Raw genomic sequence first — 16776 nt, 5'->3', positions numbered from 1 at the left:
ATGTGCTTTGTGTTGCTGTGCAAATGCCTCATTCTGTTTTTTGTACCCTGTATACAATTGGTGGTTTTCGGGTTACACTTCTGATTGCAGGTTTGCAAGGAATCAAAAGCACAGGGCTGAATTGTTTTGCAAAAAACTTTTTGGCTTTTCTTTTCAGGCTTCCTGAGCACTGCAGCAGCTGGAGGAGAAAGCATGCAAGTGTACAAAATGGGTTTGTTGGTGCTGGCCAGTGTGGCCCTGGTGGGGTGCCGTGGCAATCAGGTTGTGGTTCCACCCGTTGTTAACCCTGATTATGAAGTGAAAACGTTTCGTCCTGGGGATTTTCAGGCGGGTCAGGTTTCTGTCACCCTGAAAAACCTGTCCAGCAATGAAAGCGTGGCTGTGATTCCGGTCAATGCAGAGCAGCCAGACAATCCAGACGGTTTCGGATACACCTTGCAGGTGGACCAGGTGCAGGCCCCTTTTGCCCTGGCAGAACCCCACAGCATCCAGCAACAACAGCAGGATTCGGTCAGCCAGATCCGCGAACAAATCAAAATGCAACACCACCAGTTTCTGCAAAATCAGCAGGCGCTGATGAAAGAGGCCAGCCAGCTTGGCCTGAAGTCCCTGAAAGACAGCAAACTGGAACCTCAAGTCTTCAACACCTGCGCAAAACCCAAAGTGGGCGACCTCTGCAGCTACTGGGTGTACGGCACAGAAGACCAGGTGAAAGTCACCACCAAAATGCGCTACATTTCCCCCAATGCCTACTGGTTTGTGGACCAGAACGATGCTGCGGACCTGAGCGATGCAGAGCTCGCAAAGTTTGCCAAAACCTTTGAAGAGAAACTGTTCCTTTCAGACAAAAAGTATTTTGGCTCGCCAGCAGATTTTGACGGGAACGGCAAAATCAAAATTGTGTTCTCCAAAGAGGTGGCCAATGGTGGAGCTTTTGGGTATGTGTATGGAGCAGACTGGTACCCTGATGCAGAAATCTACAAGGCCTGGGAGATCCACTCCAATGAGGGAGACATCTTCTATGCTGCCACCCCATCTTCTTTCGAGCCAGACATCAGCCGCAGCAGCATGCTCAGCTACGATTTGCCTTCCACCCTGGTCCATGAACTGAAGCACCTGATTGCTGGAGGCCAGCGTTTCCAGGCGGATTTCCCCGATGAGGAAAGCTGGATTGAAGAAGCCAGTGCCGTTTCTGCCGAAGAGCTTTCTGGATATGGCACCCAGATGGGAGACTATGCCAGAAACATGGCTTCTGTGGGCATGCTCTCTCCCCAGAATGTGCGGGTCTACCTGTCAGACAATTCGCAATTTGATGAGTCCAGAAACTTCTATGGGTACAATTTTCTGTTCATCTGGCGTCTGGCAGAGCAGGTGGGTCACGACAAATTCTGGAAAACCTGGACGGTCAGCAACGCTGCTGGCAAGGCCAACCTGTCCAAAATCACGGGCAAGAGTTTTGCTGACCTGATGCTGGACTGGGCCCAGACCCTGATGTTCAGCAACACGGGCATCAACAACCAGTTCAACTACAAATCCCTGAACCTCAGGGAGGGATTGACCGGAAATCCTGCCAGCAGCTGGCGGCCTCTGGGCTACCGGGTCCTGAAATCCCTGAAAGACACCACCCGCTCCATGGCTTATTACGTGGGTCGGGGTCAGAACAAAGACGCCACCATCACCCTGAAAACCGACTTTGAAAGGCCTTATTTGCTGGTGGTGCGTTTTAAAGGGGCTTTGCCCTGGCAACCCGCCCGCACCCTGGCAGGCACCCTGAAAGTCCCTGCAGGCCAGGACACCAATGGTCTGACCCTGATTGCCTGTCAATTGCAAGATGGAGTGTGCACAGAGGATTCCATCAAACGCAAGGTCCCTGTGCCCCAGAATGGCCAGGAAGCCACCTTCAGCATCACGGGTCTGGCAGGGGAAAAATACCAGCTGGAAGCTTACCGTGATGTCAACAAAAGCAAGGTTCGGGATGCAGGGGATTTGTACGGTTGTGTGAAAAATGGAGACCAGTGTGCTCAGCTGACCCCAACCCAGGAAGACTTGCAGTTGAACGTCAGTGTGATGTGATGTGATGTGAATTTGTTGTAAAACAACCGAGACCAGCAATGCAACCAGCCACTGAGATTCAGTCAGGGGCTGGTTTGATGATGTTTGTTTTTGATGCTTGCTCAGCAGGGTTCAGGACAGCACAGGATCTTGCACCTGAATGGCCTGCACCTCCAGATTCAGCTTGACATCTTTGCCCACCAGCACTCCGCCGAATTCCAGGGCCTGGTTCCAGGTGATGTTCCAGTCTTCCCGGTTGATGGTGGCGGTGGCTTCTGCAGCAATGCGGGTGTTGCCCCAGGGGTCTTTGCCGGTGGAGGTGGTCTCGGCTTTCAGGGTGACCGGGCGGGTGATGCCGTTGATGGTGAGGTTGCCCTGAATCTGGTAGCTCTGGTCTCCGGTTTGCTGAATGTTGGTGCTGCTGAACAGCAGTTGCTGGCTGTTTTCTGCATTGAAGAAGTCTGCACTTCTCAGGTGGCCGTCACGCTGGGCATCGCGGGTGTCCACGCTGCTGGCATCGATGCTGACCTGGATGCTGGTGGGGCGGTACTGGTCGTCGGTTTCAATGGTGCCCTGGAAGGTTTTGAAGCTGCCACGCACGGTGGAGATCATCATGTGTTTGACGGCGAATCCGATCTGGCTGTGGCTGGGGTCAATGTTCCATTTCATAAAGTCCTCCTGGGTTGCAGCTGGGGGGTGCTGCTCAGTGGTTTAATCTTAAACCATATACTATAAAAAAAATAGTGCTATTGGATACATATTGATTGAAAATGTGTTGTTCGCTCAGTTGGGAAAACCACAGGGGTGTGATGGGTGCAGGTTTTGCCCACAGCCAACAGGGTAAGATCGAACCAGCCATGAACACCCCAGACGCCCCGAAAACCCCACTGGAAGAGCGCATTCGCATCCGTGAAATCAAAACCCTGTCAGACGACTGGTATGTCCTGAAGAAAAACACTTTTGATTACCTCAGAAAAGACGGCAGCTGGCAAACCCAGTCCAGAGAGACCTATGACCGGGGCAATGGAGCCACCATCCTGCTGTACCATCCAGAGCAACAAACCGTGGTGCTGACCCGCCAGTTCCGGTTTCCAGCTTTTGTCAATGGCTACCGGGACTTGATGATTGAGGCTGCTGCAGGATTGCTGGACGAATCTGAACCAGAGGCCTGCATCCGCCGTGAAGTGGAAGAGGAAACCGGCTACCGGGTGGATCGGGTGCACAAAATCTTTGAAGCCTTCATGAGCCCAGGCTCGGTCACAGAAAAGCTGCATTTCTTTGTGGCTGAATATGATCCTGCCTCCAGAGACAACTCAGGCGGTGGTCTTGAGGAAGAAGGAGAAGACATTGAGGTGCTGGAATTGCCTTTTCAGGAAGCCCTGGAGATGGTCAGAAAGGGCCAGATTGTGGACGCCAAGACCATTTTGCTGCTGCAGTACGCCCAGGTGAATCAGTTGTTCTCCAGCCCTTCTGAGGGCTGAACTTCAAAATCAAAAAAGTGCTCGGTGGCGAGGCCTGCTGCCCCTCTGGCCCAGGCATCATCACCCCAGTCATGGATGGCAATGGGCAGGTCTTCGGCCACACAATCAAAAGCCCTTTCCCGGAAGGCCAGACGCATGGGTCGGAAGAATGCCTCTCCCAGCCGTACCCCTTCACCTCCCAGGACGATCAAATCAGGGTTCAGCAAATTGGCCATGTCTGCCAGATTGCGTCCCAGCCTGCTGCCTGCATCTTCCAGAACATTCAGAATGCGTTCGTTTTTGCGGTCGATCAGTTTCAGCAGGCCTTCCATCTGGATGTTGTGGTGCCTGGGGCTGATTTCCTGAAAATGCCTGAGCAGGGAGTGTTCACTGGCGTAAGCCTCCAGACACCCCAGGCGCCCACATTCACATTTGCGGCCCCGGTACTCACTGAGGGTGTGCCCGAACTCTCCTGCACCGCCATTGCGTCCCCGGTACAGTTTGCCTTCCATCACAATGGCAGACCCAATGGCCCTTCCCACCGTCACCACCACAAAATTGGGAGTGTTTTTGCCGCTTCCAAACAACCGTTCTGCCACAGCAAAGGCATTCACATCGTTGTCCACCCAGACTGGAAGCTGGGTGTGCTCACTGATCAGACGGGCAATGGGAATGTCTTTCCAGCCAAAGCGACCGGAAAGCAGACAGATCCCGCTTTTGGCATCAATGACCCCCGGGAGACCCATGCCAACCCCCAGCAGTTTCTGGGCATCCACCCCGGATTGCTGGCACAATTCTTCTCTGGCACGGGCGGCATAACGGGCCACCGTTTCTGGCTGATGGTCCGGCAAATCCAGTGAGGTGCGGGCCAGAATCTGGGTGGAGAGGTCAGTCAGAACGGCTTCCAGTCGACTTTCCATCAGTTTCAGGCCAATCACAAAATGACCGCTGTAATGGATGTCCAGTGGAATCGGGCGGCGCTCTCCTTTTTCGATCAGCAAACCTTCTTGCAGCAGTTCAGTGGTGACGAAGGTGATGGCAGCAGGACTCAGACCGGTCTGCTCTGCCAGCCTTGCTCTGCTGGTGGGACCTTGCCTGCGGATTTCATTCAGGATGAGGCGGCGGTTGAGGGCCCGGGTGGTGCCCTGATCACCTTTCAGTGAAGTCATTTTTGCTCCTCCAGCACAGGGTCTGGTGAACCCACAGTAACAGGTTGCCTGAAGGGTGTCAAATTTAGTTAATTAAATAAAATTCGGAATTCATCCATGATCTGGTCGGTGCAGAGGGCTTTTCAGAAGTTTTCACATCCAGGCTTTTGAAACCCCTCTGAAGGGTGCTGTTTGCTGGTTGAAAATTCTCTGTGAAACGAGAAATGGGAGAGAGGTCAGGGCTAAGCTCTCAAATTGGTGTCAAAGGATGCTTTTAAACCCTCGCAAAGCCAGCCTTGCAACAGTGAAAAGCAGTGACATAGACATGTCAACAATGAACGCAGTTCAAAAGGATTGAGGCGTCTGGAAGATCGGCCAAAATGACAACGGATTCACGGGCAGAACCTGAAAAGATTCTCTGACCTGAACGAAGAATTTTAAATCATGGATTTTGGATGGAGCTGCAGGTCAGGCCCATTGCTGCCACCTTTGAACTTTGCCCCCAAAAAAGTTTCAGAAATTTTCAGGCGAAAGAAGAGACAAATTCTCTGTCTGGCAAGATGTTTCTGAAAGTCTTTCAAGTTGCATCTGACCCAAGTTTTGACAGCGCTTTCAATTCGGCTTAGACTGGGAGAAATCCCAAATCCCTTGTTCTTCCAGAGGTACGTCATGAAACACGCCATCGGCATCATTGGAGCAGGCAACATCTCCAGCATCTACCTGGAGAATGCTGCCCGTTTTCGCAACACCCGGGTGCTCGCCCTCGCAGACCTCAACCTGGACCGTGCCAGAAGCCAGGCCGAAAAATACGGTGTGCCCCAGGTGCTCACCGTGCAGGAATTGCTGGCCCACCCCGAAATTGAAGCCGTGGTCAACCTGACCATCCCTGCTGCCCACGCAGACATTGCCTTGCAGGCCATCCGGGCAGGCAAGCATGTGTACAACGAAAAACCCCTCAGCATCAAACTGGATGAGGCCAGAACCCTGCTGGAAGAAGCAAAAGCCAGAAACCTGCGGGTGGGCTGCGCTCCAGATACTTTTCTGGGAGGTGGCCTGCAAAACGCCCGCAAACTGCTCGACGACGGAACCATCGGAGAGGTGATCGGTTTCCATGCCGCCATGCTGTCCAGAGGCCCTGAAAAATGGCACCCCGATCCAGAATTCTTCTATCAACCCGGAGCCGGCCCCCTTTTTGACATGGGACCTTATTACCTGACTGCCATTGCTGCACTGCTCGGTCCTGTTCATTCTGTCAGTGGTTTTTCACGGGCCAGCTTTCCTGAAAGAACCATTGGCAGTGGCACCAAGCAGGGCCAGAACATCACCGTGAACACCCCCACCCACGTGACCGCCAGCCTGCAACTGCACTCCGGGGTGATTGGCACCCTCACCACCAGCTTTGACACCCACTGGGACAAATACGACACCCTGGTGATCTATGGCAGCGAGGGCACCCTGGTGCTCCCTGACCCCAACAATTTTGGTGGCGTCACCCGCCTGTGGAAAGATGGGCAATGGACCGAAATCCAGCCTGTACACGGTTTCACTGCCAACTCCCGGGGTGTGGGCCTCAGCGACCTGCTCTACGCCCACGATGAAGACCGCCCACACCGCTCCTCTGGAGACCTGGCCTACCACGTGCTGGAAACCATGCATGCCATTCTGGAAAGCAGTGAAAAACGCTGTGCTGTGGATCTGGAATCTGCGCCACAGCGCCCAGAAGCCCTGGCCCTGGACAGCCAGCAACAGATGATGGAATGACAGTCTGACAGAGAAGCAGATTTCGCACCAGCTTACGGAACACCTGTGGGTGTTTGTTTAAGATGCCTTGAACTCCATTCAAACCTTGAAAACCGAAACACAAGGAGATCCCCATGAATTACGGCCTGCAATGCTGGACCATCCGCGACGAGCTGCAAAAAGACTACGAAGGCTCCCTCAAAAAAGCCGCAGAAATGGGCTTTCAGGGGGTGGAACTGTTCGGGGAAATTCCCGGACCTGCCCACATCAAAAGCGTGCTGGACGAGGTGGGCCTCAAAGTGGTGGGGCGTCACACCAGCCTGGACAGCCTCAAAAACAACCTTGCTGATTTGATCGAAGAATGCAAAACCCTGGACACCCAGTACCTGACCTGTGCATGGTCCAAAGCCACCGAAGAGCAGTCCTGGCAGTACATCCAGACTGTTCTGACCGAAGCGGCTCAGGGCCTGGAAGGCACGGGCATCACCCTGCAGTACCACAACCATGAGCATGAACTGCTGGAAGAACACCAGGGCGAGAAGGTCTTTGACTTCCTGCTGAAAGCCCAGGGCCTCAACCCTGAACTGGACGTGGCCTGGCTGCATGCTGGAGGCGTGAGTCCTGTGGCTTACCTGCAGAAATACGCAGGCCGGGTGCCTCTCCTGCACCTCAAAGATGTGAAATCCAAACCCGAGGGCGGCTGGCAGACCGTGGAACTGGGCAACGGAGAAGTGCCCTTGCAGCAAATCCTGGCTGAAGCTCCCAATGCAGGCGTGAAGTGGCTTTTGATCGAGCAGGACAACTGCAAAGGCTCTCCCTGGGACAGCTTGCAGCAGAGCCTGGACCACCTGAAAAGCCAGTCTGTGATCTGACCTGCTGTTCTCATTTTCGCCACTTCTGTTTGATGGGGTGGCTTTTTTCTTGAGAGGAGGCTCAGAATTTCGACAGTTCTTCTCAAGAATTTGCTTTTCTGGATGCTTGAGAAGCCATGAAAAAGCTGTGCCCGTGCAGGACCAGAGCCTTTGATGAAGAAACCTTTAATTTTTCACAGTAGCAAAAGACCCTATTGCACGGACTTCAGCGTCCCCTCTGCTCAAAAGTGTGAGCCAAATGGGGCAAATCACTAAAGCCTGCATTTAAGCGCGTCTGGAGAGAGGGGTGTACATTGACCTCGAGGTACATGACATGCGTAAACTCCTTTCTTTACTGATCATTGCAGGTGTCGGCAGCAGTGCACTGGCTGCCAACGAGAACTGGTTTTCTGTGGGCGCAGGGCTGGACCGTGTGGGTGACCAGAACCGCCTGGGCGCAGAATTTGGCCTGAAAGCCAAAGACATTGCAGATTTTGGGGGCATCACCCTCAACACCCGCCTCAACGGCAACGTCTACAGCGTGAACAACACCACCGCATTCAACCTGAACGGTGACCTGCTGTTCAACGTTTACACCGACACCGTATATGGCACCCGTGTTTACATTGGACCCCGTGGCAGCATCACCACCTCTGGAAGCTCTTCTGTGGGCAGTGCCGGTCTGGTGGCAGGTGTGGCATTCACCAATGCAGACCAGACCCTGGACTCTTTTGTGGAAGGCTCTTATGACCGTCTGTTCAGTGGTGGAGGCATCAACATCTGGGGTGTCAAAACCGGTGGCACTTACCACGTGAATTCTGGCCTGGACATTTATGGCGACCTCGGGGTCAATGTGACCACTGCAGTGGCCTTTGGGGGCGGACTGGGTCTGCGGGCAGATCTGGGCAATGGCCTGTGGTTCTTCACCGAAGCCAACTATGGCAAGCTCAACCAGACCTACACAGGAAATGGTTTTGGTGGCAAAGTTGGTCTGACCTTCAAGTTCTGATTCCCAACACCATCTGAACGACATCTAGACCAGAGTGTGACAGGCACCATTTCCACAGCGGGATGGTGCCTGTTTTTGCGCAGGAATTTCATGGAAGTGCTATAAAGTGTTCGTTATGTTTGACTGGATCAAAGCTGCAATCATGGGCGTGGTGGAAGGCATCACCGAATTTCTGCCCATCTCATCAACCGGACACTTGATTGTCACTTCAGATTTGCTGAAGTTCACAGGCAGTGACACCTTTGAAATTGTGATTCAACTGGGAGGGGTGCTGGCGGTGCTGGTGTTTTACTTCCGGGACATCCTCAAGCAGGCCCAGGGACTCACCACCTCCAGGGAGGTGCGGCGCTTCTGGGCCAGCATCATTGTTGCTGTTCTGCCTGCAGTCACACTGGCTTTCTTCTTCAAAGACCAGATTCAGAAGTACCTGTTCAACTCCACCACGGTGGCCATTTCCCTGATTGTGGGGGGCATTGTGCTGTGGATCATTGAATCCCTTCCCAGACGGGAAACCACCCGGGAAACCACCGAAATCACCTTCACCCAGGCCCTGATCGTGGGTCTGGCGCAAATCTGCTCCCTGATTCCAGGGGTGTCCAGAAGCGCCAGCACCATCATGGGGGGCATGCTGTCTGGCATGAGCCGCTCTGCAGCAACCGGATTCAGTTTTTACCTGTCCATTCCGGTGCTGGGAGGAGCATCTCTGTACTCTCTGGTCAAAGACCTGGAGCACCTGGGAAATGCTGGAGCTGGCAACATCATGATTGGATTGCTGGTGTCTTTTGCCACCAGTTTGCTGGCCATTGGCTGGCTGCTGAAATTCATCTCCAAACACAACTTCAAGGGCTTTGCCATCTACCGCATCGTTGCAGGTGTGGTGATCCTGGTGCTGGCAGCCACGGGGGTGATTTCCCATACCAGAGCATGACCTTGACCCCACCTCGCTGCCGCTTTCCTCCCCTGCAGAGGGAGAGGAAAACCCCACTGCAGCCTCCGGCTGGTCCGTCTTGACCCCACCACGTGCTTGCGGGACGGCCCGCGTCGCACTGGGTCGCTCCCCTGCAGAGGGGAGGTATTTACTGGGCATTGACACCAGTTGTGATGACACCGGGGTTGGGATTGTGCGGGTGCAGAACGGCAAGCCTGAGGTGCTGGCCAATGCCCTGTGGTCCCAGAAGGTGCACCGGCAGTATGGCGGGGTGATGCCAGAAGTGGCTTCCCGTGAGCATGTGGAGCGCATCGATGCCATTCTGGAAGATGCCCTTTCCCAGGCTGGAATTCCGCTTTCCACAATTTCGGCGGTGGCTGCCACCCGTGGACCTGGTCTGGTGGGCGCTTTGCTGGTGGGTTTGACTTATGGCAAGGGGCTGGCCCAGGGACTGGGGGTGTCTTTTTATGCCATGCACCACCTGGAGGGGCACATTCAGGCTGCAGTGTCTGAGCATCCCGATCTGCCTTTTCCCCATCTGGCCCTGGTGGTGTCTGGAGGGCACACCCACCTCTTCAAGGTGAATGCTCCCGGGCAATATGAACTGGTTGGGGCCACCCGTGATGATGCGGCGGGAGAGGCCTTTGACAAGGTGGCCCGCATGCTGGGCCTGGGTTATCCGGGAGGGCCTGCCATCAGCAAGGCTGCGGAGAGGGGAGACCCTGCCGGGGTTGCCCTGCCGCGTCCTCTGCTGGGTCAGAAGGGGTTCGATTTCTCTTTCTCAGGCCTCAAAACGGCCTGCATGCTGGCGGTGAAATCTGGCGTAAATGCAGATGATCTGGCAGCCAGTTTTCAGTCCAGGGTGGTGGAATCGCTGGTGCAGACCACCAAACGGGCAGCCAGAGCCCTGGGCCTGAAACATGTGGTGGTGTCTGGAGGGGTGGCGGCCAATCAGGCGTTAAGGACCGCTTTCAAGCAGAGTGGTTTGAAAAGCCACTTCCCTCCCATGCACCTCAACACCGATAATGGAGCGATGATTGCCCTGGCTGCAGTCAAAAATGTGCTGGCTGGAGACGTGGGCAACGACTGGGAAGCTGAAGCTGAAGCTTACTTGCCGCTGGCACAGGTGCCTCACTGAAGTTTGCCGTTTGAACTTCTGAACCCGAGGCAGGAACAGGCGTGAGGTGGGACTGAGCAACACAACTGGATCCATGTGGGCAAGAAAAACCCCTTGCCCCGCCCAACTTGACAACAGCACACGCAGATCTATTGCGTGTTATGATGGGTGACATCTTCAGTTCACCCGTTGACCTGCTGGGCTGGTCTGAGCGACCCAACCCCTCTCGCAACAGGTTCGGGTAACATCAGGAAAAGTCAAAGAGACCGTCTGTTGTTCCTGAATCCATCCCGGTCTCTCGGGTGACAGCGCGTCAAACGCACTTTCACCGAAACGATAGTATAGTGAGGCGATCATGTTTGCACTTTTAAAGAAGGCTTTCGACAACAACAAACGCGACGTTCAGCGCTTGCGCAAAACCGTCGTTGACCCCGTAAATGCCATGGAAGCAGAGATGGAAAAGGTCACCGATCTGGCAGATGCATTCATGAAACTGCGTGCCCAGGTTCAGAACGGTGAAAAGACCCTCGACCAGGTGCTGGTGCCCGGTTTTGCCCTGATCCGTGAAGCCGCCAAACGCACCATCGGCAAACGCCACTACGATGTGCAGCTCATTGGTGGGGCTTCCCTGCACCAGGGCCGCATTGCAGAAATGAAAACCGGTGAAGGGAAAACCCTGGTGGCAACCCTGGCCCTGGCCCTCAACGCCCTGGAAGGCAAAGGCTGCCATCTGGTCACCACCAACGATTACCTCGCCAAAGTGGGTGCAGAGGAAATGGGTCTGGTCTACCGCACCCTGGGCCTCACCGTGGGTCTGATCCAGCACGACCTGCAGCCTGCCCAGCGCAAAGCCGCTTACGCCTGTGACATCACTTATGTCACCAACAGCGAACTGGGCTTCGATTACCTGCGTGACAACATGGCCCAGGGCCCCGACCAGCTGGTGCTGCGCGCCGAACACCCCGTGAACTTTGCCATCGTGGACGAAGTGGACTCCATCCTGATCGACGAGGCCAGAACCCCCCTGATCATCTCCGGAGCCACCGAGAAAGCCACCGACCAGTACTTTGTGATCTCCAAACTGGTCAAACGCCTCACCAGAGGAGAGCCCGCCGAACCCGGAGTGCGCACCGAACCCACCGGTGACTACACCATTGAAGAGAAATCCAAAGGGGTGCACCTGACCGAAGGCGGCATCACCCGCATTGAGAAGATGCTCTCCATCGATAACCTGTACAGCCCGGACCACATGCAGAAAGCCCACATGATTGTGCAGGCCCTGCGTGCCCAGGACCTGTACTTCCGCGAGAAAGACTACATCATCACACCCAACGAAAAAGGCGAGCTCGAAGTGGTGATCGTGGACGAGTTCACTGGACGCCAGATGCCCGGACGCCGCTATGGTGAAGGCCTGCACCAGGCCATTGAAGCCAAAGAAGGCGTGCCCATCCAGAACGAAAACCAGACGCTGGCGACCATCACCTACCAGAATTTCTTCCGTCTGTACACCAAATTCTCCGGCATGACGGGTACCGCCAAAACCGAAGAAAAAGAGTTCCTGGACATTTACGGATCTGACGTGCTGGTGATCCCCACCAACCTGCCCGTGATCCGCAAAGACCACGACGATCTGGTGTACCGCACCAAAGCAGGCAAATACGCTGCCGTCATTGATGAGATTGTGGAGCGCCACCAGACCGGGCAACCCATGCTGGTGGGCACAGCCAGCATCGAAACCAGCGAACACCTCTCCAAGCTGCTTTCTGATCCCCAGCAATACGGCGAGTTTGTCAATCAACTGGCCAACATGCTGATGGCCAAAGTTGAGAAGAACGAAGGCCTGAAAGCCAAACTGCAGGAAATGTTCAAGGGCCTCAAGCGCGAGGAACTGGAATCCCTGCGCAGTGAGATGCCCAAGAATGCCCTGGAGGTCTTTGACCTGTTCGTGAAGCGCCTCAAAACCCTGGAAGGTCTGGCCCGTGGGGTCAAACACCAGGTGCTGAACGCAAAATACCACGAAAGCGAAGCAAACATCATTGCACAGGCAGGCCGTCTGGGGGCCGTCACCATCGCCACCAACATGGCAGGTCGTGGTACAGACATCATGCTGGGTGGCAACGTGGAATTCATTGCTGGAGACCTGGTCGAGCAGATCAGCCTCTCCCGTTACCAGCCTGACATTGAGACCTTCATCAAGGCAATGGCCCGCAAGGACCCCAATGCCCGCGACATGGGCCTCAAAGCAGGCGTGCACCCCAAGATCATCGAGCGCATTGAGAAATCCCGCGACCAGATTGAAGCGGACCGCCAGAAAGTCAAAGAGCTGGGTGGCTTGCACATTGTGGGTACAGAACGCCACGAATCCCGCCGCATTGACAACCAGCTGCGTGGACGTGCAGGACGTCAGGGGGACCCCGGTTCCAGCAAATTCTTCGTGTCCTTTGAAGACGACCTGATGCGCCTTTTCGCCAATGACCGGGTGCTGGCCATGCTGGACCGCATCGGCATGGACGACACCCAGCCCATTGCCGCAGGCATGGTGACCGGAGCCATTGAACGGGCACAGGGCCGGGTGGAAGAACGCAACTTCGCCATTCGCAAACAGTTGCTGGAATTCGACAACGTGCTGGGCAAACAGCGTGAAGTGATCTACGCCCAGCGCCGTGAAGTGCTGCTCGGTGAAGACGTGCAGATCGAAGAGAGCATCGAAGGCATGATCGGGGATTACGTCGAATCTGCCCTCTACACCTATGCCCCAGAAAACATCAGCCCTGAAGACTGGGATCTGGGCCAGCTCAAAGCCGAACTGGAAGAGCACATCCCCCACTTTGAGGCGTTCAACTTCGAGTCCCTGAAAGGCAACACTGTGGACGAGTGCCACAGAAGCATGCTGGAATACGCTGCAGATTCCCATGACAAACGCAAAGAAGAACTGGGAAGCGGCCTGTACATGGGCATTGGTCGTTATGTGTTGCTGCAAAACGTGGACCAGTACTGGAAAGAGCACCTGCATGCCATGGAAGTGCTGCGTCAGGGCATCTTCCTGCGTGGTTACGGCCAGCGTGATCCCTTCCAGGAATACAAATTTGAAGGAACCAAGATGTTCAACGAGATGATCGACACCCTTAAAGGTGAAGTCACCAAGTTCATGTTCAGGCTGCAGGTCAACCAGGGATCTGAAGCTTAAAACCCTCTTGACATCACAATGCTCTGCCTGTCCCCCTTTTCACAAAGGGGGATTTTTTTGTCCCGTGAAATGGGAGACGTAAAAAAACTGTAATTGCGGAAACCCCAAAAATTCCTTGCCCAGACAACTGTTTCATCGTTTACATTGAGGTCATTCTGGGACTATGCACGGTCTGATGACAATGCTATGATCTAGTTTGTAGGCAAAATCACCAGAGTCAGCACCAGGCAATCGCAACGCACCCAAGTCGCCCGAGGAAATTCACGGGTGAGAGCATGGGGGAGGATAACAACATGGCAGACGTAATCTTAGAGAAGGTCTACAAGCGCTACGGCAAAGTCACCGCAGTCACCGATTTCAACCTGCACATCCATGACCGTGAATTCATGGTGTTCGTCGGTCCTTCGGGCTGCGGAAAGTCCACCACCCTGCGAATGATCGCCGGTCTGGAAGACATCTCTGACGGCACCTTGCGCATTGGCGACAGGGTGATGAACGACGTTCCCCCCAAGGACCGCGACATCGCCATGGTGTTCCAGAACTACGCACTTTACCCCCACATGAACGTGTACGAGAACATGGCTTTCGGTCTGCGTCTGCGCAAGACCCCCAAAGCCGAAATCGACAAGCGTGTGCGTGAAGCCGCCAAGATTCTGCAAATCGAGCACCTGCTGGACCGCAAACCCAAGGAACTCTCCGGGGGTCAGCGTCAGCGTGTTGCTCTGGGTCGCGCCATCGTGCGTGAACCCAAAGTGTTCCTCATGGACGAGCCCCTTTCCAACCTGGACGCCAAGCTCCGTGTGGAAATGCGCTCACAGATCAGCAAGCTTCACCGCCGTCTGGGTGCCACCGTCATTTACGTGACCCACGACCAGGTCGAAGCCATGACCATGGGCACCCGCATTGTCGTCATGCGTGACGGAGTGATCCAGCAAGTGGACACCCCCCTCAACCTGTACGACAACCCCAAAAACAAATTCGTGGCAGGCTTCATCGGCAGCCCCTCCATGAACTTCGTCACTGCAACCGTGCAGGGCGGACGTTTCACCGGCCAGGGTTTCGCCATCCTGCCCACTGGTGGTCTGGCCCAGTCCCTGCGTGGCTACGAAGGCAAGCAGGTCTGGATGGGCATCCGTCCCGAGCACATCGGCATGAAAGGCTACACCGCCATTCCTGAAGATGCCACCAACGTGATCCGCGCCACCGTGGAAGTGGTGGAGCCTCTCGGAGCCCAGACCGACGTGATTGTCGACCTTGGTGGTCAGACCCTGATCGCCAAAGTGGACGGACACGCCCCTGTGCGCCCTGGTGACCAGGTTGAACTGCTGGTGGACCGCAGCCGTCTGTACGCTTTCGACATGCAGACCGAGCTGGCCCTGACCCGCTAAATTTAGAAGCAAAAGTAGAAGTCCGCCGTTTTCGGCGGGCTTCTACTTTTGCTTGCTGAGGGCCAAAGGCAGTTCCAACATTCATCTCCCATGCACCTTACACATGGTAATTTTGTATACAAATTTAGACAGGCTGTGTTAAGCTAAATCAGCTATTGACCTGCCGTTTGCCTGAACTTGGGCCGAATCAAAACGCACGTTCAGGACAGGAAAAGATTCCCCTCAAGCTGTGCTAGAATGTGCCAAATCACCAGACCACAAGGAGTTGCCATGAAGAAGACCGCTTTACTGTTGGGTGCCATTCTGCTCACCGCCACTGCTGGGGCTCGCACCTTTGATGAAATCAAGGCTGCAGGGACCATCAAGATTGCCACTGAAGGGGCATTCAAACCATTCAACTACTTTGTGGGCAAAAAACTCACTGGATTTGAAGTGGAACTGGGCGATGCCATCGCCAAGAAACTGGGCCTGAAAGTCCAGTGGGTCACCCAGCCTTTTGACTCCCTGATCATTGGGGTCACCCAGAACCGTTATGACTTTGCCATTGCCTCTCACGGCATCAATGAAGAGCGGGCCAAAGTGGTGGACTTCTCCGATCCCCACTACTGCACCGGGGGCCAGATTGTTTCCAAATCCCCCAACATCAAGACCGCTGCGCAACTGAATGGAAAACGTGTTGCTGTGCAGGTGGGCACCAGTTATCTGTCCAACGTGCAGAAAGTCAAAGGCGCGAAGGTCAAAACCTTCCCCAAAGACACGGACGCTGTGCAGGCCCTGATCTCTGGCACCGTTGATGCCTGGGTTTCTGACAAATTCGTGGTGCTGGATGCCCAGAAAGCCAATCCCAAAGTGAAATGGCAACTGGGTGATCTTCTGTTCCAGGAGAAAATCGCCATGGTGATCAACAAGGGCAACACCAGCGTCACTGAAGCCCTCAACGGTGCCCTGGCCGACATCCTCAAAGATGGAACCTACGCGAAGATCAGCAAGAAATACTTCGGTACGGACGTCAGTTGCAAATAAATCCCATGGGCAGGAGGTGAGGACTTCACCTCCTGCTTTCTTTGTGGTGCTATGAAAGAGAACTCGTCTTTAAACAACGTGTTGTGGATTCTTGGACTGGTCGTTGCTTTTCCCATTGCACTGGTTTTGATTGGTTATGGGGTCAAAACACTGCCTGGATTGCTGCACCTCAGTTATGCCCAGCAGTTTGCAGACAATGCTCAGATTTTTGTGGATGCCACCAAGACCACATTGCTGCTTACGGTGACTTCTGGTGTTCTGGGCATCTTTCTGGGAACCGTCACCGGGATTGCCAAACTCAGTGGTTTTGCTCCTTTCAGGTGGCTGGCTTCTTTTTATGTGTGGGTGTTTCGGGGCACCCCACTGATTGTGCAAATCCTCTTTGCTTTTAATGCTGTGCCCAGCATCGTGCCCAGCGTGGTGGATTTGCCGGATTTTGATTTTTATGCCCCGATGGTGGCCCTGGCCCTCAACCAGGGGGCCTACAATGCAGAAGTGATCCGGGCTTCCATTCAGGCCATTCCCAGAGGCCAGACCGAAGCGGCCCGTTCGCTGGGACTCAGTGGAATTCAGGCCATGTGGCTGGTGATTTTGCCCCAGGCTGTTCGGGTTTCGATTCCTCCACTGGTCAACAACATCGTGTCATTGTTGAAAGACACCTCACTTGCCACTGTGGTGGGCACCCTGGAACTTGCCAATGCCATTGATCGGTTCAAGAGCCAGACTTTCCTGGTGATTCCTTCTTATGTTACCTCTGCATCGATCTATCTGTTTCTGACCACCGTGATGACCCTCTTTACCAACGAACTGGAGCGGCGCTTCAAGACCAAATCCAGATGAAGTTTTCAGACAGGACCGCTCCAGAGGGGGCGG

Annotated in this window: 13 protein-coding genes; 11 read left to right on the top strand and 2 right to left on the bottom strand. The window is 54.6% G+C overall.

The features are described from left to right. Positions 1-192: 192 nt before the first annotated feature. Positions 193-2073 carry a hypothetical protein gene (locus tag IEY52_RS02350; RefSeq protein WP_188999217.1) on the top strand — a complete coding sequence of 627 codons (1881 nt, stop codon included), beginning with the start codon at positions 193-195 and terminating at the stop codon, positions 2071-2073. 111 nt (positions 2074-2184) lie between these two features. Here IEY52_RS02350 and IEY52_RS02345 read toward each other — a convergent pair whose 3' ends face one another. Next, positions 2185-2721 carry a YceI family protein gene (locus IEY52_RS02345; RefSeq protein ID WP_188999214.1) on the bottom strand — a complete coding sequence of 179 codons (537 nt, stop codon included), beginning with the start codon at positions 2719-2721 and terminating at the stop codon, positions 2185-2187. Positions 2722-2909: 188 nt separating this feature from the next. Here IEY52_RS02345 and IEY52_RS02340 point away from each other — a divergent pair, with 188 nt between their 5' ends. After that, entirely contained in the window at positions 2910-3533 is a 624-nt protein-coding gene (locus IEY52_RS02340) for an NUDIX domain-containing protein (RefSeq protein WP_188999211.1), read from the top strand. Here IEY52_RS02340 and IEY52_RS02335 read toward each other — a convergent pair. Continuing rightward, positions 3503-4681: an ROK family transcriptional regulator gene (locus tag IEY52_RS02335; RefSeq protein WP_188999209.1), complete on the bottom strand. Its 1179-nt coding sequence runs from the start codon at positions 4679-4681 to the stop codon at positions 3503-3505. The two genes, IEY52_RS02340 and IEY52_RS02335, sit on opposite strands and share 31 nt — an antisense overlap. Positions 4682-5329: 648 nt before the next feature. On the opposite strand from IEY52_RS02335, the gene IEY52_RS02330 reads away from it, so the two are divergent. The 9 genes from IEY52_RS02330 to IEY52_RS02290 all read left to right on the top strand — a co-directional run bounded on the left by IEY52_RS02330 (position 5330) and on the right by IEY52_RS02290 (position 16743). Next, a complete protein-coding gene (locus IEY52_RS02330) occupies positions 5330-6421 on the top strand; it encodes a Gfo/Idh/MocA family protein (RefSeq protein ID WP_188999206.1) in 1092 nt (363 codons plus the stop codon). 113 nt (positions 6422-6534) lie between these two features. Then, positions 6535-7272 carry a sugar phosphate isomerase/epimerase family protein gene (locus tag IEY52_RS02325; RefSeq protein ID WP_188999203.1) on the top strand — a complete coding sequence of 246 codons (738 nt, stop codon included), beginning with the start codon at positions 6535-6537 and terminating at the stop codon, positions 7270-7272. 313 nt (positions 7273-7585) lie between these two features. Further along, on the top strand, positions 7586-8260 hold the full coding sequence (locus tag IEY52_RS02320) for a hypothetical protein (RefSeq protein ID WP_188999201.1): 675 nt from the start codon (positions 7586-7588) through the stop codon (positions 8258-8260). A 115-nt stretch (positions 8261-8375) separates the two neighbouring features. Continuing rightward, complete coding sequence (locus tag IEY52_RS02315) at positions 8376-9188, top strand: undecaprenyl-diphosphate phosphatase (RefSeq protein WP_188999199.1); 813 nt, start codon at positions 8376-8378, stop codon at positions 9186-9188. Positions 9189-9339: 151 nt separating this feature from the next. After that, a complete protein-coding gene (gene tsaD / locus IEY52_RS02310; RefSeq protein ID WP_373289821.1) occupies positions 9340-10326 on the top strand; it encodes a tRNA (adenosine(37)-N6)-threonylcarbamoyltransferase complex transferase subunit TsaD in 987 nt (328 codons plus the stop codon). Between the two features lie 334 nt (positions 10327-10660). After that, positions 10661-13492 (top strand): preprotein translocase subunit SecA, encoded by a 2832-nt coding sequence (gene secA / locus IEY52_RS02305; RefSeq protein ID WP_188999197.1) that lies wholly within the window; start codon positions 10661-10663, stop codon positions 13490-13492. Positions 13493-13785: 293 nt separating this feature from the next. Then, complete coding sequence (locus tag IEY52_RS02300) at positions 13786-14880, top strand: ABC transporter ATP-binding protein (protein ID WP_188999195.1); 1095 nt, start codon at positions 13786-13788, stop codon at positions 14878-14880. 270 nt (positions 14881-15150) lie between these two features. Beyond that, positions 15151-15903: an ABC transporter substrate-binding protein gene (locus tag IEY52_RS02295; RefSeq protein ID WP_188999193.1), complete on the top strand. Its 753-nt coding sequence runs from the start codon at positions 15151-15153 to the stop codon at positions 15901-15903. A 51-nt stretch (positions 15904-15954) separates the two neighbouring features. After that, entirely contained in the window at positions 15955-16743 is a 789-nt protein-coding gene (locus tag IEY52_RS02290) for an amino acid ABC transporter permease (RefSeq protein WP_188999191.1), read from the top strand. Positions 16744-16776 lie beyond the last annotated feature (33 nt).

This window comes from Deinococcus roseus (assembly GCF_014646895.1).
Classification (GTDB): domain Bacteria; phylum Deinococcota; class Deinococci; order Deinococcales; family Deinococcaceae; genus Deinococcus_C; species Deinococcus_C roseus.
The sequence above is the reverse complement of the archived record's forward strand: the minus strand, read 5'-3'. Positions and strand labels throughout refer to the sequence as shown.

What these genes read in the sequence shown, in the direction of transcription:
- IEY52_RS02350 (WP_188999217.1), top strand. Translation starts at nt 193, where the DNA reads ATGCAAGTGTACAAAATGGGTTTGTTGGTGCTGGCCAGTGTGGCCCTG.
- IEY52_RS02345 (WP_188999214.1), bottom strand. Translation starts at nt 2,721, where the DNA reads ATGAAATGGAACATTGACCCCAGCCACAGCCAGATCGGATTCGCCGTC.
- IEY52_RS02340 (WP_188999211.1), top strand. Translation starts at nt 2,910, where the DNA reads ATGAACACCCCAGACGCCCCGAAAACCCCACTGGAAGAGCGCATTCGC.
- IEY52_RS02335 (WP_188999209.1), bottom strand. Translation starts at nt 4,681, where the DNA reads ATGACTTCACTGAAAGGTGATCAGGGCACCACCCGGGCCCTCAACCGC.
- IEY52_RS02330 (WP_188999206.1), top strand. Translation starts at nt 5,330, where the DNA reads ATGAAACACGCCATCGGCATCATTGGAGCAGGCAACATCTCCAGCATC.
- IEY52_RS02325 (WP_188999203.1), top strand. Translation starts at nt 6,535, where the DNA reads ATGAATTACGGCCTGCAATGCTGGACCATCCGCGACGAGCTGCAAAAA.
- IEY52_RS02320 (WP_188999201.1), top strand. Translation starts at nt 7,586, where the DNA reads ATGCGTAAACTCCTTTCTTTACTGATCATTGCAGGTGTCGGCAGCAGT.
- IEY52_RS02315 (WP_188999199.1), top strand. Translation starts at nt 8,376, where the DNA reads ATGTTTGACTGGATCAAAGCTGCAATCATGGGCGTGGTGGAAGGCATC.
- secA (WP_188999197.1), top strand. Translation starts at nt 10,661, where the DNA reads ATGTTTGCACTTTTAAAGAAGGCTTTCGACAACAACAAACGCGACGTT.
- IEY52_RS02300 (WP_188999195.1), top strand. Translation starts at nt 13,786, where the DNA reads ATGGCAGACGTAATCTTAGAGAAGGTCTACAAGCGCTACGGCAAAGTC.
- IEY52_RS02295 (WP_188999193.1), top strand. Translation starts at nt 15,151, where the DNA reads ATGAAGAAGACCGCTTTACTGTTGGGTGCCATTCTGCTCACCGCCACT.
- IEY52_RS02290 (WP_188999191.1), top strand. Translation starts at nt 15,955, where the DNA reads ATGAAAGAGAACTCGTCTTTAAACAACGTGTTGTGGATTCTTGGACTG.